General features: G+C 48.1%; 18 protein-coding genes and 2 pseudogenes. 3 read left to right on the forward strand and 17 right to left on the reverse strand.

The window, feature by feature from the left end; genetic code table 11:
* Positions 1 to 29: 29 nt before the first annotated feature.
* From RT120_RS12180 to RT120_RS12210, 7 genes and pseudogenes are all read right to left on the reverse strand, one after another.
* Positions 30 to 1,040, reverse strand: coding sequence for a LacI family DNA-binding transcriptional regulator (locus RT120_RS12180; RefSeq protein WP_312982887.1), 1,011 nt, complete (start codon positions 1,038 to 1,040; stop codon positions 30 to 32).
* 127 nt (positions 1,041 to 1,167) lie between these two features.
* Positions 1,168 to 1,653 (reverse strand): type VI secretion system tube protein TssD, encoded by a 486-nt coding sequence (locus RT120_RS12185; protein WP_312982888.1) that lies wholly within the window; start codon positions 1,651 to 1,653, stop codon positions 1,168 to 1,170.
* 17 nt (positions 1,654 to 1,670) lie between these two features.
* On the reverse strand, positions 1,671 to 1,997 hold the full coding sequence (locus RT120_RS12190; RefSeq protein WP_312982889.1) for a DUF1493 family protein: 327 nt from the start codon (positions 1,995 to 1,997) through the stop codon (positions 1,671 to 1,673).
* Positions 1,991 to 2,440: pseudogene (locus tag RT120_RS12195) on the reverse strand (STM2901 family protein). Before RT120_RS12195 ends, RT120_RS12190 begins: the two are co-directional and overlap by 7 nt.
* 219 nt (positions 2,441 to 2,659) lie before the next feature.
* Positions 2,660 to 3,001, reverse strand: a complete 342-nt coding sequence (gene symE, locus RT120_RS12200; RefSeq protein WP_312982890.1) for an endoribonuclease SymE — start codon at positions 2,999 to 3,001, stop codon at positions 2,660 to 2,662.
* 224 nt (positions 3,002 to 3,225) lie between these two features.
* Complete coding sequence (locus RT120_RS12205) at positions 3,226 to 4,101, reverse strand: phosphorothioated DNA-binding restriction endonuclease (protein WP_312982891.1); 876 nt, start codon at positions 4,099 to 4,101, stop codon at positions 3,226 to 3,228.
* 281 nt (positions 4,102 to 4,382) lie between these two features.
* Positions 4,383 to 5,595 (reverse strand): IS3 family transposase gene (locus tag RT120_RS12210; RefSeq protein WP_312982892.1). Its coding sequence is split into 2 segments (ribosomal slippage): positions 4,383 to 5,292 and positions 5,291 to 5,595, totalling 1,215 coding nucleotides; the frame shifts between segments, so codons are not numbered across the junction.
* A 42-nt stretch (positions 5,596 to 5,637) separates the two neighbouring features.
* Between RT120_RS12210 and RT120_RS12215 the strand changes: the two genes are divergently transcribed.
* The 3 genes and pseudogenes from RT120_RS12215 to RT120_RS12225 all read left to right on the forward strand — a co-directional run bounded on the left by RT120_RS12215 (position 5,638) and on the right by RT120_RS12225 (position 7,182).
* A complete protein-coding gene (locus RT120_RS12215) occupies positions 5,638 to 5,847 on the forward strand; it encodes a zinc ribbon domain-containing protein (protein WP_196089984.1) in 210 nt (69 codons plus the stop codon).
* A gap of 87 nt (positions 5,848 to 5,934) precedes the next feature.
* Positions 5,935 to 6,048: pseudogene (locus tag RT120_RS12220) on the forward strand (VOC family protein); the annotation flags it as partial.
* 237 nt (positions 6,049 to 6,285) lie between these two features.
* A complete protein-coding gene (locus tag RT120_RS12225) occupies positions 6,286 to 7,182 on the forward strand; it encodes a type I restriction enzyme HsdR N-terminal domain-containing protein (RefSeq protein WP_312982893.1) in 897 nt (298 codons plus the stop codon).
* A gap of 23 nt (positions 7,183 to 7,205) precedes the next feature.
* Here the strand turns inward: RT120_RS12225 and RT120_RS12230 are convergent, their stop codons facing one another.
* The 10 genes from RT120_RS12230 to RT120_RS12275 form a co-directional block, all read right to left on the reverse strand.
* Positions 7,206 to 7,907 (reverse strand): SprT family zinc-dependent metalloprotease, encoded by a 702-nt coding sequence (locus RT120_RS12230; protein WP_312982894.1) that lies wholly within the window; start codon positions 7,905 to 7,907, stop codon positions 7,206 to 7,208.
* A 17-nt stretch (positions 7,908 to 7,924) separates the two neighbouring features.
* Positions 7,925 to 11,308 carry a type I restriction endonuclease gene (locus RT120_RS12235; RefSeq protein WP_312982895.1) on the reverse strand — a complete coding sequence of 1,128 codons (3,384 nt, stop codon included), beginning with the start codon at positions 11,306 to 11,308 and terminating at the stop codon, positions 7,925 to 7,927.
* A 56-nt stretch (positions 11,309 to 11,364) separates the two neighbouring features.
* Positions 11,365 to 12,666 (reverse strand): restriction endonuclease subunit S, encoded by a 1,302-nt coding sequence (locus RT120_RS12240; RefSeq protein WP_312982896.1) that lies wholly within the window; start codon positions 12,664 to 12,666, stop codon positions 11,365 to 11,367.
* A gap of 1 nt (position 12,667) precedes the next feature.
* Positions 12,668 to 14,344: a type I restriction-modification system subunit M gene (locus tag RT120_RS12245; protein ID WP_024360494.1), complete on the reverse strand. Its 1,677-nt coding sequence runs from the start codon at positions 14,342 to 14,344 to the stop codon at positions 12,668 to 12,670.
* Positions 14,345 to 14,989: 645 nt separating this feature from the next.
* Positions 14,990 to 16,267, reverse strand: a complete 1,278-nt coding sequence (locus RT120_RS12250) for an integrase arm-type DNA-binding domain-containing protein (RefSeq protein ID WP_312982897.1) — start codon at positions 16,265 to 16,267, stop codon at positions 14,990 to 14,992.
* 401 nt (positions 16,268 to 16,668) lie between these two features.
* Positions 16,669 to 17,364 carry a hypothetical protein gene (locus tag RT120_RS12255; protein ID WP_254487623.1) on the reverse strand — a complete coding sequence of 232 codons (696 nt, stop codon included), beginning with the start codon at positions 17,362 to 17,364 and terminating at the stop codon, positions 16,669 to 16,671.
* A 387-nt stretch (positions 17,365 to 17,751) separates the two neighbouring features.
* Positions 17,752 to 20,085: a primase-helicase zinc-binding domain-containing protein gene (locus RT120_RS12260; protein WP_312982898.1), complete on the reverse strand. Its 2,334-nt coding sequence runs from the start codon at positions 20,083 to 20,085 to the stop codon at positions 17,752 to 17,754.
* A gap of 14 nt (positions 20,086 to 20,099) precedes the next feature.
* On the reverse strand, positions 20,100 to 20,420 hold the full coding sequence (locus RT120_RS12265; protein WP_312982899.1) for a DUF5375 domain-containing protein: 321 nt from the start codon (positions 20,418 to 20,420) through the stop codon (positions 20,100 to 20,102).
* Positions 20,417 to 20,647 (reverse strand): hypothetical protein, encoded by a 231-nt coding sequence (locus RT120_RS12270; protein ID WP_312982900.1) that lies wholly within the window; start codon positions 20,645 to 20,647, stop codon positions 20,417 to 20,419. Before RT120_RS12270 ends, RT120_RS12265 begins: the two co-directional genes overlap by 4 nt.
* Positions 20,644 to 21,195: a host cell division inhibitor Icd-like protein gene (locus tag RT120_RS12275; protein WP_312982901.1), complete on the reverse strand. Its 552-nt coding sequence runs from the start codon at positions 21,193 to 21,195 to the stop codon at positions 20,644 to 20,646. The genes RT120_RS12270 and RT120_RS12275 overlap by 4 nt, the downstream gene beginning before the upstream one ends.
* Positions 21,196 to 21,241: the final 46 nt, after the last annotated feature.

The raw sequence follows: 21,241 nt of genomic DNA on the forward strand, positions 1-21,241 counted from the left end.
GGCGGCCATTTCGGTCGCCCGGCCTCTCTTTATCCCTTGCGACTTTCCACGGACAGCGGTCGGTGAATCAACGTCATCGGCACGGTGATTTTGACGTCGGTTGTATCTCCGTCGAGTTTCTGGCGCATCAGGTGAAACGCATGCTGCGCCCAGGCATCTTCATCCTGGCGCATCGACCATACCGCATTGGGCAGGAACCCGAGCATCTGGTGTTCATCGAACGTGCCGATAGAAATATCCGACGGGATATAGCCGTAGGCTTCGCGTAACCCGCTCAGCGTCCCTTCAAGGATGGGCAGCGACGAGGCGATAAATGCCTGTGGCGGATCGCGGTGCTGCCTGAGAAAGTTGAGCATTAACTGTTTGCCCTCTTCCTGGCGGTTGTGGTTCGCGGAGAGCACCCAGTCTTTCCCGGCGGGCAGTTCGCTGAGGTAACCCTGTAAACGGCGTTGGATCGACGGCTGTTGGGTATCGCCCGCGATAAAGAACAGCGGCGACACGTCCAGCGCCTGGGTCATGGCCTGCACCAGCTTTTTGCTGCCGTTGTAGTTATCGCTCACTACCAGCGAGGTCTCGCCTTCTCCGAAGTCGCGGTCGAGGATCACCAGTGGACGCTTGCGCGCTACCTTCTGGTGGTGCAACTGGGTTTCCCGCGTCGAGGGCACCACGAACATCCCGTCAACGTTGCGCGCCAGCAGGCCTTCCACCAGGCTTTTCTCATGCTCGCTGTCGCTGTAGGTGCAGGCGATCATCAACTGATAACCCGCCTGACGGCAGCAGGATTCGAGCTTTTCCGCGAGGGTGGAGAAAAACAGGTTCGATAAGCGCGGAACCACCAGCCCTAAGGTTTCGGTTTTGTTCAGCTTCAGGCTGCGGGCGATGTGGTTAACGACCAGGCCATTTTCAGCGATGTAATCGTTAATACGCTGCTGCGTTTTGGCGCTAATGCGGTACTGATCGGCTTTGCCTCCCAGCACCAGGCGCACAGTGGTGATGGAGATATCCAGCGCTTTGGCGACTTGTTCAACGGTTTTGGCCATAAACCCTTCATTTTCCATAGGGGAAGTAATGGGGTAATTGTAAACTAATTCGAGTTAGCATGGGAGTGTGGGTGGGTATTTGTGAGGGTTAGCGCAGTAAAATTAGGGAGCGAGCGCTCCTCCTTAATTATGCCGTCGCGCGTTCGTTCCAGGCATCGGTAAACTGAATATTACCGTCTTTGTACAGCCAGGTAATTTTTTCATAACGTAGCTGTACGCTTTCTAAGTGACCTGTACCCGTCACCACTCGCGTATCATGCACAACCGGCGTAACTGAAACGACTTTCACACCCTCAAGCAGAATATTGAAATACTCTACTTCCTGCCCAGCATCATTGATACGGTAAAACTTCAGCTCGGCGCTTTGCAGCGTTTGCCCCGTCGCTACAGCTTTGTAAAGGTAAGGAGATGAGGAATCTATGTCTTTATCGAATAAGAAAGGGGCATGTTTGCGAGTACCCGTTAGTTTACCTGTTGCGCCATCAGTGGGAATGCTGAGGTTATGAGTCAACCCGCGCAACTCAATGCTCCCTTCCCTGTTTGCTACATCAGAGGAACCACGAATAAGGGCGCCTCCATCATCTTTGAGCCATAAATGTACCGGTACAGCCATTTTCAAACTCCTTGTAATTAATCATATAACCAACGGCCAGCCTTAGCCGATTCTGCAAACATTTGAACGGTCAGAGGCTTTGATATTTGCTTAACGGGTGCCTTGTTGAACCATTTGCGGAAAAACCACTCTATTTTCCATGGATAGTAAGAATTAAAATTAATAACGCTGGTATCGATATCGAATTTTGCAGCGAATTTATCAATCGCTAAAGAAAGATCGTCAAACTCGGCGTAGGACTGTAAAGCATCATCAATCTGAAGCGGGATCATTTTCCCTGATAATGTCCCCATAACAGGCAACTCATCTCTGAAAAATTGTAATACTTCGCTGTCCGTTACCATATCTGATCTTCTTTTCTGACAAGGGTGTTATACGTTGAAACTGTTTTATAAACGATTTGAGTGAGATCACTCGCCAGCATAAACCAGCCAACAACGGGGACCCATTTACCTACGAAAGCACTTAAATTTGTCACATACTTTGGCTTTAGTGTTTTAATACTAGCGTTAGTGAATGTTGCCAACCTTACGGGTAACTACACATCCAGAACCTGACGTAAATATTTTGAAGCAATTGATGTTCCCGGTGTCGCGCCGTACGGCTTACCTCTTGTTTTCAATAGTGGCAACCCAAGGATAATACAGGCCATCGCAACGATGTCGGTAATTCCACCAAACTGCTCGTCTATCTTGTCGAGTAAGATCCAGAAAAAAAGTTCACCCGAAGAAATATTACAGATCCCTTTGTAAAAATACGTTCCTTGTAGTTCCTCTACTGTATCCATATATCAATCCCTTCCATTCCCTGTATGAAAGACAGTCAGAATGCTGACTTTACGCTCAGTATTGGAACTAACCGACTGATTTTATGTAACAGAACGCGATGAGACGTGAGTTTAGCGTTTAACGATCTGATGAAGTGTTGTGGGAAGCGTGATGTACGAAAATAAGTGGTACGCTTTAAAACATGGCAGCTCCCGGCACATGACCGGGAGCAGTGAGAGTTATGCCGTTGTGGGTTTACCGGTAATGATGCCAATGAAGTCTTGTACCTGTTTTTGCTTGCGCGTTGATAATTTGCAGACCTGGCGCAGAGATTTTAATAGTTCAGGTTCTTCAGGGGCTGGCTGCTGGGCGGTTAATACAATACAGCCGTCCATGATTTTTACGTCAACTTTGGTTCCGGTGGAAAAACCTGCGGCTTCCAGCCACTGGCCGCGCATTATTAATGCGGGAACACGAGTGAAATCGGGGGCGCGGGTTGTATAACTGACGGTAACGTGACGGTTATTTGCCGGAGAGACTTCTGGTTTATATGAAACTGCAATAGAATTGCGGATAGTCATGGTTGCTATTCCTTCATAATAGTGGCTGTGGTTAGCGGCGCGGGTGTGTTGGCGCACATCCGTGCCGCGTTTAATGACCTGTATATTTAATCAGGTGATTAAATAAAAGTCTAATTGAATATAGGAATTAATAAGGGGATTATTGGGTGATATTGGAATTATTTTCTGTGGTTATATAAGAGAATAAACTTATCACAATATATCCCCCTCAGTAATAATGATCGTCACGCCTTTTTAAATACTTCCGTCTGATGCCATTCAATAAATTTTTCATTTGGATAGTTTGATTTACTCTGCGGCAAGGTAATGACCTTTTCTGCGTAATCCCAAAACAGTTGTTGAACAACCGCGCTGGTGCCGTTCACGGCTTCTGATATCACGATCCGCATGTTTTCATTCAGACCGATTGAACCGCGATCGAAAGCTTTGTGGTGGATAGCGCAAAGAGCTAATCCGTTTGGCACTTCACAAGGGCCATGATGTTGTTTCCAGCGAATATGCGCCGCTTCGAGAGCGATGGGCGCGTTGTCGTGCCGCATATTGAAACCGCAAATGGCGCACTGATAGTTGTAGGCGCGCAACACCATCTGGCGGAACTTTGGATCTCGCTGGCTGAGGGTGTACTGGATATCAAAACCCAGCTCGTCGGCGATATCGTTCTGGATACTGGCGGGGAAATGGGTTTCAAGAAGCTGATTTGCCAGCGTGTCGATCAGGTTAGGTTTTTTAGTCAGTAGCGCGAAGTTCCCGGCGTCAAAACCACCTGAGACGTTGTGTTCGATGAGTTCGGCTCGTGGCGGCTGACGGGTGCCGCTGGTTGAGCAGAGATCGGCGTTTTGTAATTCCCAGAACCCATCGCCTTTTAACCGCCAGAACGGCATATCGGGGCGCTGATCGCGACGCTGAGGGCCGTAGCGGTTAAGGAGATCCAGTAGTTGCTCGCGGATTTCTGGACCGTAGTTGAACAGGCGAGAGTGACCCTGGCGGTATTGGGAGAGGACGTAAAGGAGGAGGAGTGGCTTGTGTGGCGCGCGCTGATCGCCTTTCCGCCAGAGGGTGATTTTGGAGATGGCGTGTTTGAGGGTGTGATCGCGGGTCATGAGGGTTGGGTTCTGGGTGGAGGATTGTGCGATCATGCTCGGAAAGTGGTGAGGGAGCAAGGAAGTATCTCAGTCAAAAAGAAATTCGAGAGCATCTGTTATTTTTAAACTTAAAAATGAATTTACAGGTGCAGAACCAATTGAAGTAATGGAACAACGACGGGCGAATTGCCCTATCTAAATAAACGTGGTTTACCCGGTAGCAGAAGATAAAAGGAGATGGCACACCAACTATTCGCCACCCCCTTCGATCACCCTAAAAAATCAGGCACCTGTAGTGGTCAAGTAATAGTGGCCACGGTTTTACAGTAAAAACGATATCTGTTCTCTGATTCTTCCGGCGTCAGCCCTCCGTTGTAATGGTGAGGCCTGACACTGTTGTAGTAATTCAGAATATAACCGCTGATTTGTCGCCGGGCCTCGTCCTTACCTGCGTAACCATTCATCGGCACCCATTCTGTTTTCAGACTACGGAAGAAGCGTTCCATTGGGCTGTTATCCCAGCAGTTTCCCCGCCGACTGACGCTTTGCTTTATCCTGTAACGCCAGAGAACTTGTTGATATTTCAGCCCTGTATACTGGCTTCCCTGGTCGCTATGGAACATGACATCACGCGGCTGGCCACGCATCTCATAGGCCATCCGCAGAGCACTGCTTATCAGTGTGGTATCAGCATGCGCTGACAGACTCCAGCCGATAATCCTGCGGGCAAAAAGATCCATAACAACCGCCAGATAGCACCAGCGATTCCCTGCCCAGATATACGTAATATCTCCACACCATACCCGGTCTGGCTCCGGTACAGCGAACTGACGCTCGAGCAGATTCGGGAGGCTGGTATGCTCCTGACGGGCATTTTTATACTGATGTTTTCCGGGCTGACAACTGCTCAGGTTCAGATATTTCATCAGACGCCCGGCACGGTAACGGCTCATCGGGAGGCCGTTTTGGGTCAGCATTTCAGCCAGAATGCGCGCGCCCGCAGAGCCCCGACTCTGGTTCCATGCCCGGCGTATTTCGCTGTACAACCTGACTTGCGCCGGATTGACAGTATCACGTCGTTTTCGCCAGTACCGGTAACTGCTACGGTGTATTTCCAGCGCAGAGCAAAGGCTGACAACTGTGTGACTGTCGCTCAGCCTGGCAACTATCGTGAACCGTTCAGCGAGTCGGACATCAAGAGCGCAGTAGCTTTTTTAATATCGTATTCTGTTCCTCCAGGCGGCGAACCTGCTTCTCCAGCTCGCGGATACGTTGCTGCTCTGGGGTAATGGGTTTCGCAGAGGGGGTAATACCCTGACGCTCACGCCTGAGCTGGCGTACCCAGCTCTCAAGGGTGGTAAAGCCGACATTCATCGCTTCACTGGCTTGTCGATATGAGTAGCCCTTATCAACAATCAGCTGTGCACATTCCAGCCTGAACTCAGGGGTGAAAGTACGCTTAGTTTTCTTGTTCATTAAGTCACCTGTTTTGTGTTGAGGTGAGAATATCACCTTTAATCAGGTGGCCAAATTTAGTGTGCCACTACAATGCCGATGTCGGCACCCGATGCACACAGTGCCAGTGATAAATATTGCGCGTACTGCAGCGACAGCAACGGCAATCTTAAACCCTGGGAAGAAGCGGTATCAGGCTTAGCCAGCTTCCTTGATTCCTGGCAAAAAGTCGGCCCGGAAGAAGCACAGAAGCGGGCAAAACGTTACCTGACGGCAATGCCCGCCTGGGCTCATAAAGCAGATGAATGAAAAACAAAGCCTGAGTGATTTAGGCGGGCTATCTTCACTCCCCTGATACCATAAAGGAGAGCAGATGTTTCCTTACGTTATGCCTGGGACGAGAGAGCACCAGGCCTGCATCCACATTTCGGCGAAGCTTTCAACTGCGCTTACGTCAGAGACTTCGATGGCAACAAGCTGGCATTCGTGAATTACACCGCACAATTCTGAGAACGTTAAACCGGGGGGCCGCCTTAGCGCCCCACTTACCGCTCGTAAAAATGGATATTTAGGCTGCGCCGTTAAGTTGAACAAAACATTCGAGCTCATATTCAGGATACTGGATGATTTGGTTCGCGCTCTTGTGGCAAACTACAAGCAGGATGATGTTGAGACTTAGTTTTTGGTTCCGCTAAAAGAACCTATTTATCAGCTTAATGTGATAAGAACGTACTTATCGGGGTTTATATGTTCCATGATTTTGATTTTTCATTATTAAACAGTAAATTGGTTAAAGAGGATACAGTAAGGGAAGAGTTGATTTCTCCGCTATTAAAAGCCTTGGGTTATTCTATTTCTGGGAATCATCGTATCATCAGAAGTTTTGCGCTACCTCATCCATATGTTTATATTGGAACAAAAAAGAACAATATTAAAACCATCCCTGACTATTTACTGATAATAGACGATAAGTATAAATGGGTCTTAGATGCTAAAGGACCCTTTGAAAATATTTTATCAGGTAACAATGTTGAACAAGCTTATAGCTATGCTATTCATCCGGAGATTAGAGCATCTGTTTATGCTTTATGCAATGGTCATCAGTTGGCTATTTTTAATATAAACAAGACTGAACCTGTTTTTATCGTGAAGCTTAAGGATTTGAGCTGCGACCTCAATGAATTAAAAAAAATACTATCGCCGCTGGCATTTTCAAACCCACGTTTACTCAACTTCAAACCTGACTTCGGATTGGCTTTACATAAGCTTGGATATCCGCTGGGAGATATTATTTCTTTCAAATCCTTGGGGTTACCATTTATTGCCAGGGTCAATGACCATTTATACTCTGCTGTAGTGGAGGTTGGCCCAATTAGCGAAGGATTCGATGGTGGAGTATTCTGTCTTTCATTGGATTTCAGTAAAAATATGCTGGATAAAATCCTGGGGAAAATAGATAAAAAAATAGCATTTAAGATTAAAGAATCTTTGTCACGGCAGCCATACTCTATTGAAATACTGGAGGGCACTCCAGTGTTAAAAATCAATGCAAAAATAATGGGGGAAATATATGAGAACAAAGATGAACAATATAGCCCTTTAAGAATAATAGATATTGATTATGTTAGTTCTGTTGACGGGTAGATATTCACCAACCATGTGATGCATTACAGTTGCATTTCAGGATGTTCAACTTGAGCATGGAGCTCTTTCCATTCTGGGCAATATTTCTTTATGAGTAACCAGAATGGTTTGTCATGGTTTTTCTCAACGGTATGACACAGCTCATGGATAATGATGTAATCCATTACGCGATTTGAAAACTCCATACAACGGGGATGGAATTCAAGTACGTTGTTTTCCGTGCAGTTTGCCCATCGCGCATCGAAGTGCTTAATTCTCCACGTCGTTGCGGTTAGACCTGTTTCTCGTTGCCAGTGAAGGATCCTCGCATGCAGCTTCTCTTTTGCTTTCTGCCTGTAAAAACCATCCAGTGCAGGTTTAAAAAGACGACGGCTTACAAAATGGCCCTCGGGTGAAAACACCTTGAATCGACTTTGGTTGAACGTAATATTGGGTACAGTGAGCTCAGGCGAAGGAATGACTTCACAATAGAACGTTTTACCACGATAAGGTAAGCGACTACCCGTCACGATCTCATCTTTCAATGGCCGGTTGACTTCAGCCAGACGTTGCTTGATCCATCGGGCGCGATAGCTTATCAACTCTTGCTGTTCCTGCAACGACACATCCGGTCCTCGAAGGAGTACCTTATGGCCACGTTCCACGGTTACGTAGTGATGAGCGAGCCTTGAGTCGACCCTGAACTCCCACTCGATAACCGTGGTGCCGTATTGAAAAATGGGCATTGTTAATGACTCGACTGTCAGTTGTTCAGCATTATCTGGAATATCTCATTGGTGTGCTGACGTGCAACGGTCATGTCCCACCCCCCCAGACCGCGTAAAATTGTACGTATCGTTTTCTTGATCTCATTGTGGATGTCACTTTGTTTCTTCCAGATAGGAGAGCGCATGACAGCTGCAATATCTGGATGATTGAATAATCCTTTCGTCCACGCCAGGGCTTCTGCTTCAGCAACCTGTTTTATCAGATAATTGAACGTTGCCCGCTCAGTTGCGGTACTCAGCCCCATTTCGCTGGGCTTCGCATCTTTGTCTCTGACACGCTGTGCGAACAATTCCAACTGTTCCAGAAACAAAGCCTGTTCGATCCGACCTTCCCGCTCTTCTTGTATCAGTCTTGCGAGCTCTTCTTCAAGATCGCCGAAGAACGCCGGATCTTTGCCTTTACCGGTTCTGATCGTGTGTTTAAGTTTATTCTTCATCACCAGCGCTGCACTACCTTTGCTTTTTTGCTTACGCAGAAGATCCATATCGGCAGCATCAAGGATAGAAACTTCGCGTCCCAGCAGGCTTTTGACTTCACTTGATTCAATATGTTCGTCCAGCATTCCCTTGAGCAGCTCTGATTCTGAAGCGGTGATGCGTACCTTATCCGCACTTTCCGGCATTTTATTCAGCAACTGCAGTTTAATTTCATTGAATACCTTAAAATAAGGTTTAAACGGGGCCGCACGCTCATCGGGTAATACAATATCTAAACGACCATTAAACTCCGCAAGAGCAACGAGGAAGTCTTCCACGATATCAAGCCGTACGTCCGGATCTAAAAACAGGTCGGCATCTTCTTTAAAGGGCTCCGGGTGCTTAAGCAGATTGTGTTTTTTCGGCAGAATATCTTCTACTTTGCTCAGCGCGGCTTTAAGCTTTGGCAGCTCAGATTCTACATCTGTCCAGACTTGTTCAGGTAGAACATCGCCACCATAAATTTTGAGCGCTTCATCCAGATTTTCAACAACACCGTAGTAATCGACGATATAACCCGCCTTTTTCCCCTTGCGGGTACGGTTCACTCGGGCAATAGCCTGAAGTAAGGTATGTTCTTTCAGCGGCTTATCAAGATAGAGGGTACTGACAATCGGCGCATCCCATCCAGTGAGCAGCATATCGGAAACGATGATCAAACCAATGTTATTGATCCTGGCTTGTCCATCAGGTTTGTTCTCTGCTTCGTGACCATAAGGCAGTTTGAATTCGGTATTGACCAAAGTGGGAATATCATCGCTCAGAACGGCAACCGGAGTCTTCCCTTCTTTAGACTCACGTTTTACTCGCTCTTCTATCGTCTCCAGAACCCCTTGTGAACCAGTGGCTGTGTGGGCTTGCTGCTCGCTTGCTCCAGTACGGTTATCCGTCATGCTTCCCAGAGAAATAACGATCTTACTATCGAATGTGGGTAAATTTTGTGCCTGCCGTTCTGCCATCAGACCATCGATAACATCTTTGTAGCGAACCGCCATATCCCGGCCATCACAGACAAGTATCGCCTTAAATTTTCGGGGTTTTACGCTGGTAAGAAAGTGCTCAATCAAATGCTTCGCGTTTTGTTCAATGCGATTGATGGCTCCGCGACGCTTTTTCAGCAGCTGTTGCTTCAGTTTTTTCTTGCGTGCCAGAGGTTCCTGACCAAACTCAGTTTCAAACGCTTCTTTCAGATTACCATCACTGGCCCATTCGGCCATACCTTCCTGGTATTTGATGGGTAACGTTGCTCCATCTGCCACCGCCTCATCAAGGCGATAAATATCGATGTATTCTTTGCCGCCAAATTCACCAAGGGTGTTTTTGTCTTCTTTAAACAGAGGCGTACCTGTAAAGGCGATGAACTTCGCATTGGGGAGTGATGCGCGCATAAAGGCCGCGAGAAAACCATATTGGCTACGATGTGCTTCATCAACCATAACAAAGAAATTTGCTTTAGTACTGAGAACCCGAAAATCCACTTTTTCTTCACTAACTTTTTGCCATTTTGCTTTCAGGGGCTCGCCACTGGCATTATTCAGACCGAAGTTCAGATTATTTTCTTTGACTATCCAGCATTCATCTTTGCCGTTTTCCAAACGTTTTAAAACACGTCTGACGCGGCTCTTTGAGGACTGCTCCTCATCCGTATCATCACTATTTTCAGAGTCTTTTGCTGCCTGGATCTGTTTACCATCGCTTTCCTGAAACTTCTGAACCGTAGAGGTGAAGATCGCGCCGTAATCATTGCTTAACATCGCCTCAAGGCCAGCGACTGAATCAGCTTTTGACGCCCTGAGCCCCACATTGATAAAGGTGTTGTGAATCTGACGGTCCAGATCGGTGCGATCCGTTAATACCAGAATACTGGGATTTTCAAAATTGGATATTTCTGCGCGCATCAAACGTGCCAGTAGTGCCATGGTTAGCGATTTCCCGCTTCCCTGGGTATGCCAGATCACGCCTCCCTGTGTTTTACCCGGCAAGGCTGGATCATTCCCCTGTAGACGGAGCAAGGATTTCTCAACGGCCCGCCACTGTTGATAGCGAGGCAGTTTTTTGATCATTTTACCATCTTCAACTTCAAACAGAGGATAGAAGCAAACAAAACGAACAAAGCGAGAAGGTTCGAATAATGCCCACAGCAAAGTGTCTTGTGCTGTGGGCTCTTTACCTAGTAACTCTTTAATTTCAGTGAGAATGGTGTGCTCATCAGGCCTTTTAGGATCAAATTTCCACTTGAGGTAAAACGGCTCTGGAGCATAAAGCGCGCCGTATTTTGCCTGGCTGCGATTGATTGCCCCGCACACCATGTTAAATGCGAAATGATGTGGGAATGAATTCTGGTAACCGTCAATCTGTGCGATGCCCTTGCTCAGTTTGACGTTGCTGGCTTTACATTCGATTAATGCAAGCGGTATCCCGTTAATGAACAGCAAAAGGTCTGGTTTAAAAGGTGCAGCATTATTATTTTTACCAACATACTGATTGACAACGTGGAAACGGTTATGGGCTGCACCGGACTGGTCAATAAATCGGACGCTACGCTTGCGCCCTTCTTTATCTTTTTCTTGCAGGTTGGACTGAAACAGCACGTTTTCCCAGAAAGCATGGTTTGCCAGCATCAGATCGCTGTTATTTTCAAACCAGATATCACGCAGTTGTTTCATTGCTCTGGAAGCCGCGCCGGAGACTTCGACCAGCCAGGGATTGAGTGCATGCAACCTTTCGAGGAGGACATCTTCCAGAATCAAGGGCTCGGTCCGCACCGCTTGTTCAACCTGACATCCCTTGATATGGGTATAGCCGAGCTTCTTTAGCCACTCAATCGCTGGACGCTCAACGCCATCCAATTCCGGGAATGATGTTGCAGTCTTACCTGACATAGCCATTTCCTTCATTCATGTTGTGTAAGAGATGCCCGGAATAGGGCATCTTCTCATTACGCAGCTTCGTCTTCGTCACAATCCAACGGAACTCGCCATTCTCCTGTGAGTAACTTTTGCATCAGGCCTTTTTTCAGGAGTTGAGTTTCGGATCTTTGTTTTTCAAGGATATTGAGTTTTTCATCAATAGTGGATAATATTTCCGCAATCTGTTTCTGTTCTATAATATTGGGGTACGGGATTTTAAAATCACCAATTTTTTTTAGAGTTAGACGAGTGATAGCTTGCCCGGTCATTGCTGATTTCATCATAGACTGCCCTTTAGAGGACAAGAGGAATTGCAGTAAATAGGTATGAGATATTTTGTTTTTAGATCCTCGAAGATAAGCCACGCTTGATAATAGGCTAAATGGTTCCTCTAAATTATTTATTGCTGCATTACCTGTATTTGCCCCATCCTTAGTTAAAAGAATATCTCCTGGTTTCACGGGGGATCCTTTATATATCTTATTATGTTCCTCTTCGTCAATATAAGAAATATTTGTTAAATCCAACTTCCCAAACCTTATGTTTTTTGATGTTATGTATTTATATTGACCATCAGAACTTTTTGGCGAGAAATGAGCACCATCTTTAATTACATCAAGAATTTCTTTCAAAGATACTATTTCCCAGTTTTGAGGTATAGACCCTAAAATTGAATCTTTGAATTTTTTATGTCGAATCCACTTACCGTCCTCAGCTTCAATGCCAATTCCTTCAGAAAATAATTTCTGCACTAATCCAATCTTAAGGTTTTTGGTTGTAGTTATTTTTTGCTCAATGAGGTCAATCTTTTTATCAACATTAGTAAGAATTTCAGCGATATTTACTTGCCATTTTTTAGGTGGCAATGTGATGTTTATATTAATTAATCTGCTTTGCTTGATTCCCTTTGCAGTAGACCCTGTAGCATTAATAAAAAGCTCATTCTGGAATTTTTCTGATGACATATAGTGATAAAGATAGTGACTATCAACTAAAGCATTAGGTTTAAGAAGTATCACCCTTTGGCTCAATATATATTTATTATTATCTGGTATAAGTGCAACGTTACCTAGAGGTGCCTCCATTGTGAAAACAATGTCACCTTTACTACAATCACCCTTTGTCATCCAGGCATCATACAGATCTTGAGAACCAACATAGCACTCTTTATCAAAAGCTATATAGCCTTGTTTTACATTGTTAGCAGAAAGAGCTTTAATATTGCCGCCACCCCATTCCATTCCAATTTTCTTTGGTGTTTTTCCTCGAAAATCAATAATTTGAGCTATGCATTTTTCTAATGGCAAGGACTTCCATAATGTAGTGTTCATGTTATTGGATCCCTAAAGCACTTAGATGTTCAGATATTGCTGCATCAATTCTTTCTAGTTCCTCTTGTATCTCAAGAGAACGTTGGATGACTTTATGAATATTAATGACTGTTTCTTCTTCAGAGGAATTGATATATCTACTAATATTCAGGTTGTAATCATTCTTGTTGATCTCTGTAATTTCGACGATACGTAAATATTTTTCAATTTCAACAGATTTAAGAAGTTCCACCAGAGATTCTTCCGTTTGCTCTCCGGCATCAATCATTGTCTGTTTTGCTTTATTGAACTCGGTAACAATCTTATTAATATCACCCTCACGTAGATGGTTCATATTTTTACCATCTTCATAGTCAGATGAAGCGTCAATAAAGATCACTTTATCCTTAAGCGCAGCAGGTTTAGCTTTATTAATCAGAACAATGGCAGCAGAAATTCCTGTGTTAAAGAAAAGTGACGGTGGCAGGCCAATAACGGCTTCAATTAAATCACCCTTGAAGTCATCTTTACCCACCAAGAGGCCCTGACGGATTTTGCCTTCTTCCCCTTCACGGAAAAGTACACCGTGCGGAACGACCACGCCAATACGCCCATCTTCACGAGTGGATGTGATCATATGCTGCACAAAGGCAAGGTCAGCCTTCGTCCGGGGCGCTACACCTAACCCGAAGCGACCATAAGGATCTTTCAGTTCGGTCGCGTATTTAGGGGCTATTTCGGTTTCTTTGCCGTTCTTATCGACTTTAGTTTCTTTGTTAAGCTCCAGCGGTTCCCACCACTCTTTACTGGAAAACGGTGGATTAGCAATGACGCGATCAAATGGCATTACGCCATTGTTACTGTCAAGATGCTGTGGATTTACCAGCGTATCGCCACGCCTGATATCACCGTCCAGGTTGTGCAGGAACATATTCAGTTTGGCGATCGCCCAGGTACCAAGGTTCTTTTCCTGACCGTAGAGCTTACAGTTGGGTTTACCCATTACGACGCCATCATCAGGATAGGTATCCCGAATGTAGTTTGCGGCTTCGACCAGCATACCGCCACAACCACAGGTTGGATCATAGATCTCGTGGCCAGGTTTAGGGTCAATCAGCTTTACAATTAGCTCTACCACACCATGCGGAGTGTAGAATTCTCCGCCTTTCTTACCTGCATCGTCAGCAAACATTCCGATCAGGTATTCATAGGCATCGCCCAGCAAATCGGCTTTATAAAGGTTTTTATTGCCCAGTTTATGACGATTAAAGTGGCGTAATAAACGCATCAGCAGTTCGTTGCTGAGTTTGTCTTTGTCACCAAACTGAATGGCAGTCAGTACCTTTTCGAGTGACGGATTCTGACGTTCTATTTCCGCAAAGGCTTCGTCGATGCTTTCACCTACGTTTTCCGTTTTCTTAACAAGATTCGACCAACGTGCTTGTTCAGGAACAAACTGCTCCGGGTTGTCTTCTTTGATAAGGGCCATCGCTAAAGCTTCTGAACATTTTTCGTCTTTCATGATGGCAGCAATACGCTCATCAAAGACATCAGAGAGGCGTTTGAGGAAGATCAGGCCAAAAATGTAGTTTTTGAAGTCACTGCTATCAACGGTACCGCGCATGATGTTTGCGCTGCCCCAGAGCCAGTTTTTCAGTTCGTCGAGAGAAATTTTTTCAGGTGCAGTTTCGGTTGTCATAAGGTTCTCTTAGCTGTCCACTTCTCGCCAAGTCACTGACATATGACGAAGAGCAAAAATTTAGCGAGGATTATAACGCAACTGAACGTTAAAGGTGGCTATCGTTGTCGCTGATTGTGTCTGCTCTGTCACTTCACAATCATTTTACCTGCAAACCCTCTACCTTGTTGCAAATCACTAACTCCTGAAGATATAGCCCTATTCACTCTCCCACTAAACCCGCTCTAGCTCACCTTTATGCCTTTGGACAAAACGTTGGTAACGCCAAAAGACATACACCCCATCATCAGATTAATAATCACGCCATCCTGCGTATTCTTAAGCCCGGCCAGATTCCAGCAACCATGGGTATTGCTGCATTCAGCTATCGACCAATTCTCTCCCAAAAGCTAGCAAGAAATCATATATGAGTAGATAGAGACGGCGTCATTTTGCAATCCCTTGCATCAATGACTGCATCGTTACTAACATAAGAAGATTATGGTGGCTAGCACATCGCTTCAGCATTCAGTCGAGGTTGACGGACTGGACATGTCCCATCCTGTTAGATTGTATCTTGCGGGAATGACACAAAACTACAATCTAACCTACTAGTTATCATCAGATATATTAGCTGATAAATAATACGTCTAGTCTACTATGTCCTTACGAATATATTCTCATTTCCCCCATTATCCGTTTCGCAAAATCGAACGGACTTACCGCCTTTTCCCGATTCGCATCAAGATAATCAGCCCACCATTGCAGCATCAGTCTGCGTTCATCCAAGTGCTCCGCCTTATGGATATAAGCCGCCCGCACTGAGCTACGTTCCTGATGACTCATCTGACGCTCCACCGCATCCCTCGACCACAATCCCGATTCAATCAAAGAACTACATGCCATCGTTCTGAAACCATGCCCGCATACTTCCGTTTTCGTGTCATAGCCCATTACTCTTAGAGCCTTGTTTACCGTGTTTTCACTCATCGGCTTACGTGGATCGTGATCGCCCACGAAAATCAGCTCTCGGTTCCCATTCATGCTTTTGATCTTTTCCAAGATAGCGAGAGCTTGTCGCGACAAAGGAACAAGATGTGGAGTACGCATCTTCGAACCACGCTGAGAATGCTTAACACCGTCCAGCGGTTCACGCTCACCGGGAATCGTCCACATGGCAGTATCAAAATCCACTTCTGTCCAACGAGCAAAACGCAGCTCGCTTGAACGGATGAAAACTAACAACGTGAGTTCGACAGCCAGTCGGGTTAACGGCCTGCCAGAATAGTGATCGATGCGGTGAAGCAATTCAGGAATGCGATTAAGTTCCAGGGCAGCACGATGCTGTCTTTTCACTGTAGCAACCGCCCCGGCAATCTCTTGCGCGGGGTTGTAGTCGATTAAACCACTCTGCACAGCAAAGCGCATAATCGCGGTAGTACGCTGCTGTAAACGGGCGGCGACTTCAAGTCGCCCGGATGACTCGACAGCTTTAATGGGTACAAGAAGATCCCGAGTCTTAAGCTCCGCAATGTTCCGCTTACCGATGGCAGCAAAGAGATTATCTTCAAGGCTTTTCAAAACACGGGCACTGTGCGATGTAGACCACTTCTGATTGCTGGCATGCCAGTCTCTGGCGACCACTTCAAATGTTATCGCCTCTTGCTCCAGCTCTACCTTAACGGCTTTCTTGTTCTCACTGGGATCGACGCCATTAGCTAATAGTTTACGGGCCTCATCCCTGCGTGCCCGGGCATCCGCCAGCGACACTTCAGGATATTTCCCCAGGGCCAGCATCTTCTCCTTACCGCCACAGCGATAACGAAGCCGCCAGTATTTTGAGCCGTTGGGGTGAACCAGCAAAACCATGCCATCGCCGTCAGTCAGTTTGTAGGCTTTTGCTTCAGGCTTTGCCGAACGAACCTTCACATCACTCAGAGCCATGATGAGTATCCTTTCAAGGGTTCTGTGTGGGTACAAACATTATCGAACCGGGATATACCCGCAGTTGTACCCGCATCAGTAAGTTGATGTAGATTGAATCAGGTTGACTTAGGTTGAGTGAAAAAGCGAGGAAAGCCTTGCGGATACTGGATTTCAGGCACAAAAAAAGACGTCCGTTGACGTCTATTGATGTTCCGATGGTGCGAAGGCCGGACTCAAAACTAACAACAATTAATTGATATAAAAGGATTTAACATTATAAACTCAAAAATATGCCCCTTTTTGTGCCCCCAGATATTTTGTTGCCATTGTATGAATAACGAGTTGAAGCATATACCTTTTATGGATAGTTATTCTTAACCGGTTAGGTTCCGTCATGCGGATCCTTACCGGAACAAAACTTAACAATCCATTAATTTGAAAGCCGCCCTGATATAACTCTCTTCAGGTTTGAATCGTGACATGTGTCGCACGCAGATAACCGGGATATTTCTACTGTTAAGATTGGCCATAAACGCGAAAGTAGTGTGGTAGCCTTTCGGCTGAGAAAATTTGAGAGTAGTTGCATCGCCAAAGTGCTTTAGCAACAAACTCGCGGCTGAGAGTGACTGAAGACTGTTGCTATATGCAACGATCAAATCTGGTTCGCTCAAATGGGCTGTTACATGCTCAAAAAATGCCATTGAGTTTGCTTCGATTTCATTCATTGTAGTGTCGTGACAAGCTGCCTCTTTTCTCAGGGTTGCAGCATTCTGAGAACACATCATTAATGCGTTGGTATAAATAACATCCTCCCAGCTATAACCGAGGCATGAAGGTATTTGCTGTAGTCTTTTGGCAAGATGAGTGATCCCCCACTTTCCTTGTATCCCTTGTTGAATACCTGAAATAAAAGGATGTGCATAATCTTGAAGGATGGACTGGCGGTTAGTCATGCATGAATCAGCTAACGAGCCATTAAAGCCCATCATAATCAGCCGTTTTCTCGATGGTGTTTCAGCCAAGAGGTCAAAAGCGCAGTCATAAGGTCTGCCGGGCAAATCAGCCAGGTTAAAGCGGGAGAGTCCTTCTAGAATGAAATCTCTGGTCTTGTCCACTGCTTAAATCTTCTCATGAATTTGCATAGCAACATCATACGCAAAAAAAGTTTTTTTGCATTTAACTGTTCACACTGTTCACCCTCTTACTTTTCTTTTTAATATCATAATGATAGGTGATGATCAGTTGGTGAAGAGTGAACAGTCAACTCTTCACCTCAGCGCGTTTCTGGCCTGTTTCCGGCGATCATCACCGCAATACGATGGTGATGAGGAGAGGTAAAAAGTTTTTTTGGGTTTAACTGTTCGCACTGTTCACCTTTTGCTTTTTATTAGTACTTTCATAGTGATACAGGGTGAAGATACGGTGAAGGGTGAACAGTGGATTGTTCACCCTTGAGGGAGGGGCAGATACAAAAAGACCGGCTGTTGCCGGTCTGAGGTGGGTTATGTCGCTGCGGGCTCGTCGCATTTCGGCAGCCAGTCGCCGTAGCTTTCTTCTTTCAGCGACAGGTTGGTCTGTATCCCCTGCTTTGTGTGCCGCTTCTCATAACTGAGGCCGTACTCTTTCAGCATCATGGGCAGCCCCAGCCCGAACATTTTCAGGCTGAGCACGTTCCTGTATCCGTTAGCCTCCATATAGGCCAGATATGCGTGATAAAGATATTTACGGTAATTACGCGGGATAATACTGGCATTCCCCATAAACATCCCGCTGGTCTGCGGGAGCATTTCCAGATAGCCGCAGAAATCAAACGCCGGGTCAGCGTCGCGCTTGATGCTGAGCGCCTCGTCGGAGTTCTGCTGCGACTGGAGCAGTGCGCGGGCGCTCATCGGGTCGCTGAACCGCTGCATAAGCTGACGCACAATAACGGCCAGCTCGTGCGCGATTTTGTCACAGAGTTGCGGGTCACGTTCCTCCGGCGCAATCTGCTCCGGGAAGTGAATAATCACCCGGCGACGCGATACACCGCCGCTGCGGTCAGTGAAGCGCATCGGATTGTTATTCACGGCCAGAATCACCGCCGGAATATGCGTCGAGTACGGGTTCTGGTATTTCGGGTCAACCGAGACCGCATCGCCGCCGGTGATGGCCTTAAGCCCGGCACCGTCACCGCTCCATTTCTCCTGGTCAGGCAGACGGATAAGCGAGAAACCCGTCAGGGCGGCACGCTTGCGCGGGTCTTCCAGCATATCAATATCTGCTGACGTCGCATTATCCTCACCGGCAAGCAGGGTCGCTATTTTCTCCAGTATACTTTTCCCGCTGCCGCCCGGCCCGGTCACTTCCAGAAAGAGCTGCCAGTCGTAGCGGTTCGCCAGCACCATAAACAGCGCGGCGAGTATCACATCGCGTTTGTCAGCCCGGCCACCGGCGGCACGGTCGAGCCAGCGCCAGAAATGCGGCGCGTGGGTTTCCAGCGTTTCACCCGCCACCGGCGGCGTAAAATCCACGTCGCACAGGGTGCGCATCCAGTGTGATTTGTGGTGCGGGCTGAAAATGCCTGTGCCGGTATCCAGTACGCCGTTTCGAAAGCCAATCAGACGCCGCGCCGGTGCATCCTGCTGCGGAATAATCAGTTTCAGGGTTTCCACCACGGAGGCGATTTTCCCCGACGAGAACGGGGCGCGCAGACGCCGGAACAGTCCGGCCACATCGCGGGCAAATTCTGACGGCGGTATCACCTTCCAGATGCCGTTTTCATACCGGGACAGGAGCTGGCCGTTCGCATCCACGGCCAGCGCTTCGCCGTAGTGCTCAAGCACCCGCATGGCCTTTTCACTGGCGCTCATGGCGGTAAATTCCGCCTCGCTCATGGTGTCGAACGGGCTCTGCGCCGCCGGGCGGATGGCGTCATAAATGGCTTTACGCGTGGCCTCTTCGCCCTGCCGGACATACGCATCATTCCAGTCACCGAACACTGGCGGCAGTGCAACGATTCCCTCACAGGCCTGTGCGGCCGCTGCGGCTTTCGTCTGCCCCTCGCCGTTAAGGTCACGGTCGGCGGCAAGGACAATCTGACAGGCCGGATATTTGTTGTGGGCAAGGCTTGCCAGAGAAAGAAGGTTCACGGACGACAGCGCCACCATGACCGTTTCCCCGGTCAGGTGATGCACGGTGAGCGCGGTGGCGTAGCCTTCGGCTATCCACAGGCGTTTTCCGGCCTGTTCTTTCCCTTTGAGGGTATGGCAGCACCCTTTCACCGCGCCGCCCTTCAGGGTGCGTTTAATGCCGTCTGCGTTAACAAGCTGGAGATTAACCAGCGCCCCGCTTTCGTCATACAGCGGCACGACCATATCACCGGCGCAGTAGGTCACGCCTCCGGTTTTGTGGGTGGCCGTCAGCATGACACATTCATGACCTGGCAGGCCCTTGCGGGTCAGGTAGGCGTTACCGGTGGCGGTGCGGGTTTTCTCCATGAGCTTTGCGGCAAGCGCAACCGCCGCCTTTCGCCCGGCACCGGTTTCCGCTTCTGCGGCCGCAGTCTCCTCCGTATTCACCGGCGGCAGGGTGCCGGTCAGGGCACTGACCTTTACGGCGGCCTCTGAGGGTGAGACGCCAAACACCTTCTCAACCAGTTTCAGGCCGTCACCCGCCCCGCACTGGTTACAGAGCCACGTCCCGCGCCCTTCCTTATCGTCAAAGCGGAAACGGTCAGAGCCGCCGCACACCGGACAGGCCTGATGGCGGTTTTTAATGACCTTCACGCCCAGCGCCGGGAGAATGCGCGGCCAGTGGCCGCAGGCCTGTTTCACGGTTTCCGTTACGTTCATTTTCATTGTGGTGGTCTCCCTCAGTGCAGTACCGGCGCGGTGATGTGGCGGGCGCATAATTCATCCATCACGGTCAGCCCGAGAAAGGACAATGACGGGGCGGCCTTGAGCGGCCCGGCTTCCATTAAATCTTCCAGCAGGGCACAGGCAATCAGACGGCCCTTTTCCTCGCCGTGCTGGCGCAGGTAGAAGCCCTCCAGCTCGGCGGCAATGGCGCTTTCCAGCGTGTCGAGGGTCAGGTGCGGATAGCGGTGCTGACGCGCGCACAGAGTCAGCCAGGCACAGGCCACGGCGCGGCGATAGAGTGCGGCACGTAATGCGGGCGGTAAGGACTGTTTCATGCGCACACCTCCTCAGTGAGCCAGCGCCGGTTACAGCGTTCGACCACATCGTCAAGGCGGGCGGTCATAAGATGAATGACCGAGGCGAGCTGTAAATGCTGTGCCGTGTCGTGACCGGTTGTGGTGTCCTGTAACAGCAACATGTCGCCGACGAACTGGCCGACGTTACGCAGGTGCTCAAGGCTCACAAGGTCTGCGTGGGTGATAGTCAGGGTCAGCTCTTTCACGGGCGCACCTCCGCAACCGGCAGGCGACCGGCAAACGACAGGACATAATCACGGACAAGGGCACGGCGGGCAGTGCGCTCGTCACCGGCAACGGTGCGCAGCATACGGACACAGGGTTGACGGTCAGCGCGACGGATGGCCGCAAAGACAAAGACGAACTGAGGGTACGACGGGGTGAGGATAGTAGCCATGACGGCAGCCTCCGTTAGATAGCGGGTAACGCTACCACAGGAGTTTCCACGCTCACTGGTGGTAGCCCAGACGGGGGTGGAAATACCGGCTCTAACGGATACCGGCCCGACCGAAGTCGGCCCCGCCTGAGCTACCATTACGCGAATAGCACACAGACTATAAAGCCGTTGCGCAGAGAATGGGTGCATCAAGGCACAGACACAAAAAAAGACGCAAGGCGCGTCTGGTGTCGCCGTTAGATTACTCGGGTTTCCACGCCCGGCTGCCGATTTTGCGGCAGCGGGAAAACTATACCCGGGAACGGCAAAAATAAGCAAGCCAGAAAAAGGGGCTTTTTGCAGAGCGGTCATCATCATGCGTCATATCCCCGGTTACGGTCGGCGATACGCTCAGCCATCCACG

Origin of the sequence: Atlantibacter sp. (genome assembly GCF_032062175.1) — a bacterium.
GTDB lineage: Bacteria > Pseudomonadota > Gammaproteobacteria > Enterobacterales > Enterobacteriaceae > Atlantibacter.

What these genes read in the sequence shown, in the direction of transcription:
- RT120_RS12260 (WP_312982898.1), bottom strand. Translation starts at nt 20,085, where the DNA reads ATGAAAATGAACGTAACGGAAACCGTGAAACAGGCCTGCGGCCACTGG.
- RT120_RS12235 (WP_312982895.1), bottom strand. Translation starts at nt 11,308, where the DNA reads ATGTCAGGTAAGACTGCAACATCATTCCCGGAATTGGATGGCGTTGAG.
- RT120_RS12225 (WP_312982893.1), top strand. Translation starts at nt 6,286, where the DNA reads ATGTTCCATGATTTTGATTTTTCATTATTAAACAGTAAATTGGTTAAA.
- RT120_RS12205 (WP_312982891.1), bottom strand. Translation starts at nt 4,101, where the DNA reads ATGACCCGCGATCACACCCTCAAACACGCCATCTCCAAAATCACCCTC.
- RT120_RS12180 (WP_312982887.1), bottom strand. Translation starts at nt 1,040, where the DNA reads ATGGCCAAAACCGTTGAACAAGTCGCCAAAGCGCTGGATATCTCCATC.
- RT120_RS12230 (WP_312982894.1), bottom strand. Translation starts at nt 7,907, where the DNA reads ATGCCCATTTTTCAATACGGCACCACGGTTATCGAGTGGGAGTTCAGG.
- RT120_RS12240 (WP_312982896.1), bottom strand. Translation starts at nt 12,666, where the DNA reads ATGAACACTACATTATGGAAGTCCTTGCCATTAGAAAAATGCATAGCT.
- RT120_RS12245 (WP_024360494.1), bottom strand. Translation starts at nt 14,344, where the DNA reads ATGACAACCGAAACTGCACCTGAAAAAATTTCTCTCGACGAACTGAAA.
- symE (WP_312982890.1), bottom strand. Translation starts at nt 3,001, where the DNA reads ATGACTATCCGCAATTCTATTGCAGTTTCATATAAACCAGAAGTCTCT.
- RT120_RS12185 (WP_312982888.1), bottom strand. Translation starts at nt 1,653, where the DNA reads ATGGCTGTACCGGTACATTTATGGCTCAAAGATGATGGAGGCGCCCTT.
- RT120_RS12265 (WP_312982899.1), bottom strand. Translation starts at nt 20,420, where the DNA reads ATGAAACAGTCCTTACCGCCCGCATTACGTGCCGCACTCTATCGCCGC.
- RT120_RS12250 (WP_312982897.1), bottom strand. Translation starts at nt 16,267, where the DNA reads ATGGCTCTGAGTGATGTGAAGGTTCGTTCGGCAAAGCCTGAAGCAAAA.
- RT120_RS12215 (WP_196089984.1), top strand. Translation starts at nt 5,638, where the DNA reads ATGTCGGCACCCGATGCACACAGTGCCAGTGATAAATATTGCGCGTAC.
- RT120_RS12275 (WP_312982901.1), bottom strand. Translation starts at nt 21,195, where the DNA reads ATGATGATGACCGCTCTGCAAAAAGCCCCTTTTTCTGGCTTGCTTATT.
- RT120_RS12190 (WP_312982889.1), bottom strand. Translation starts at nt 1,997, where the DNA reads ATGGTAACGGACAGCGAAGTATTACAATTTTTCAGAGATGAGTTGCCT.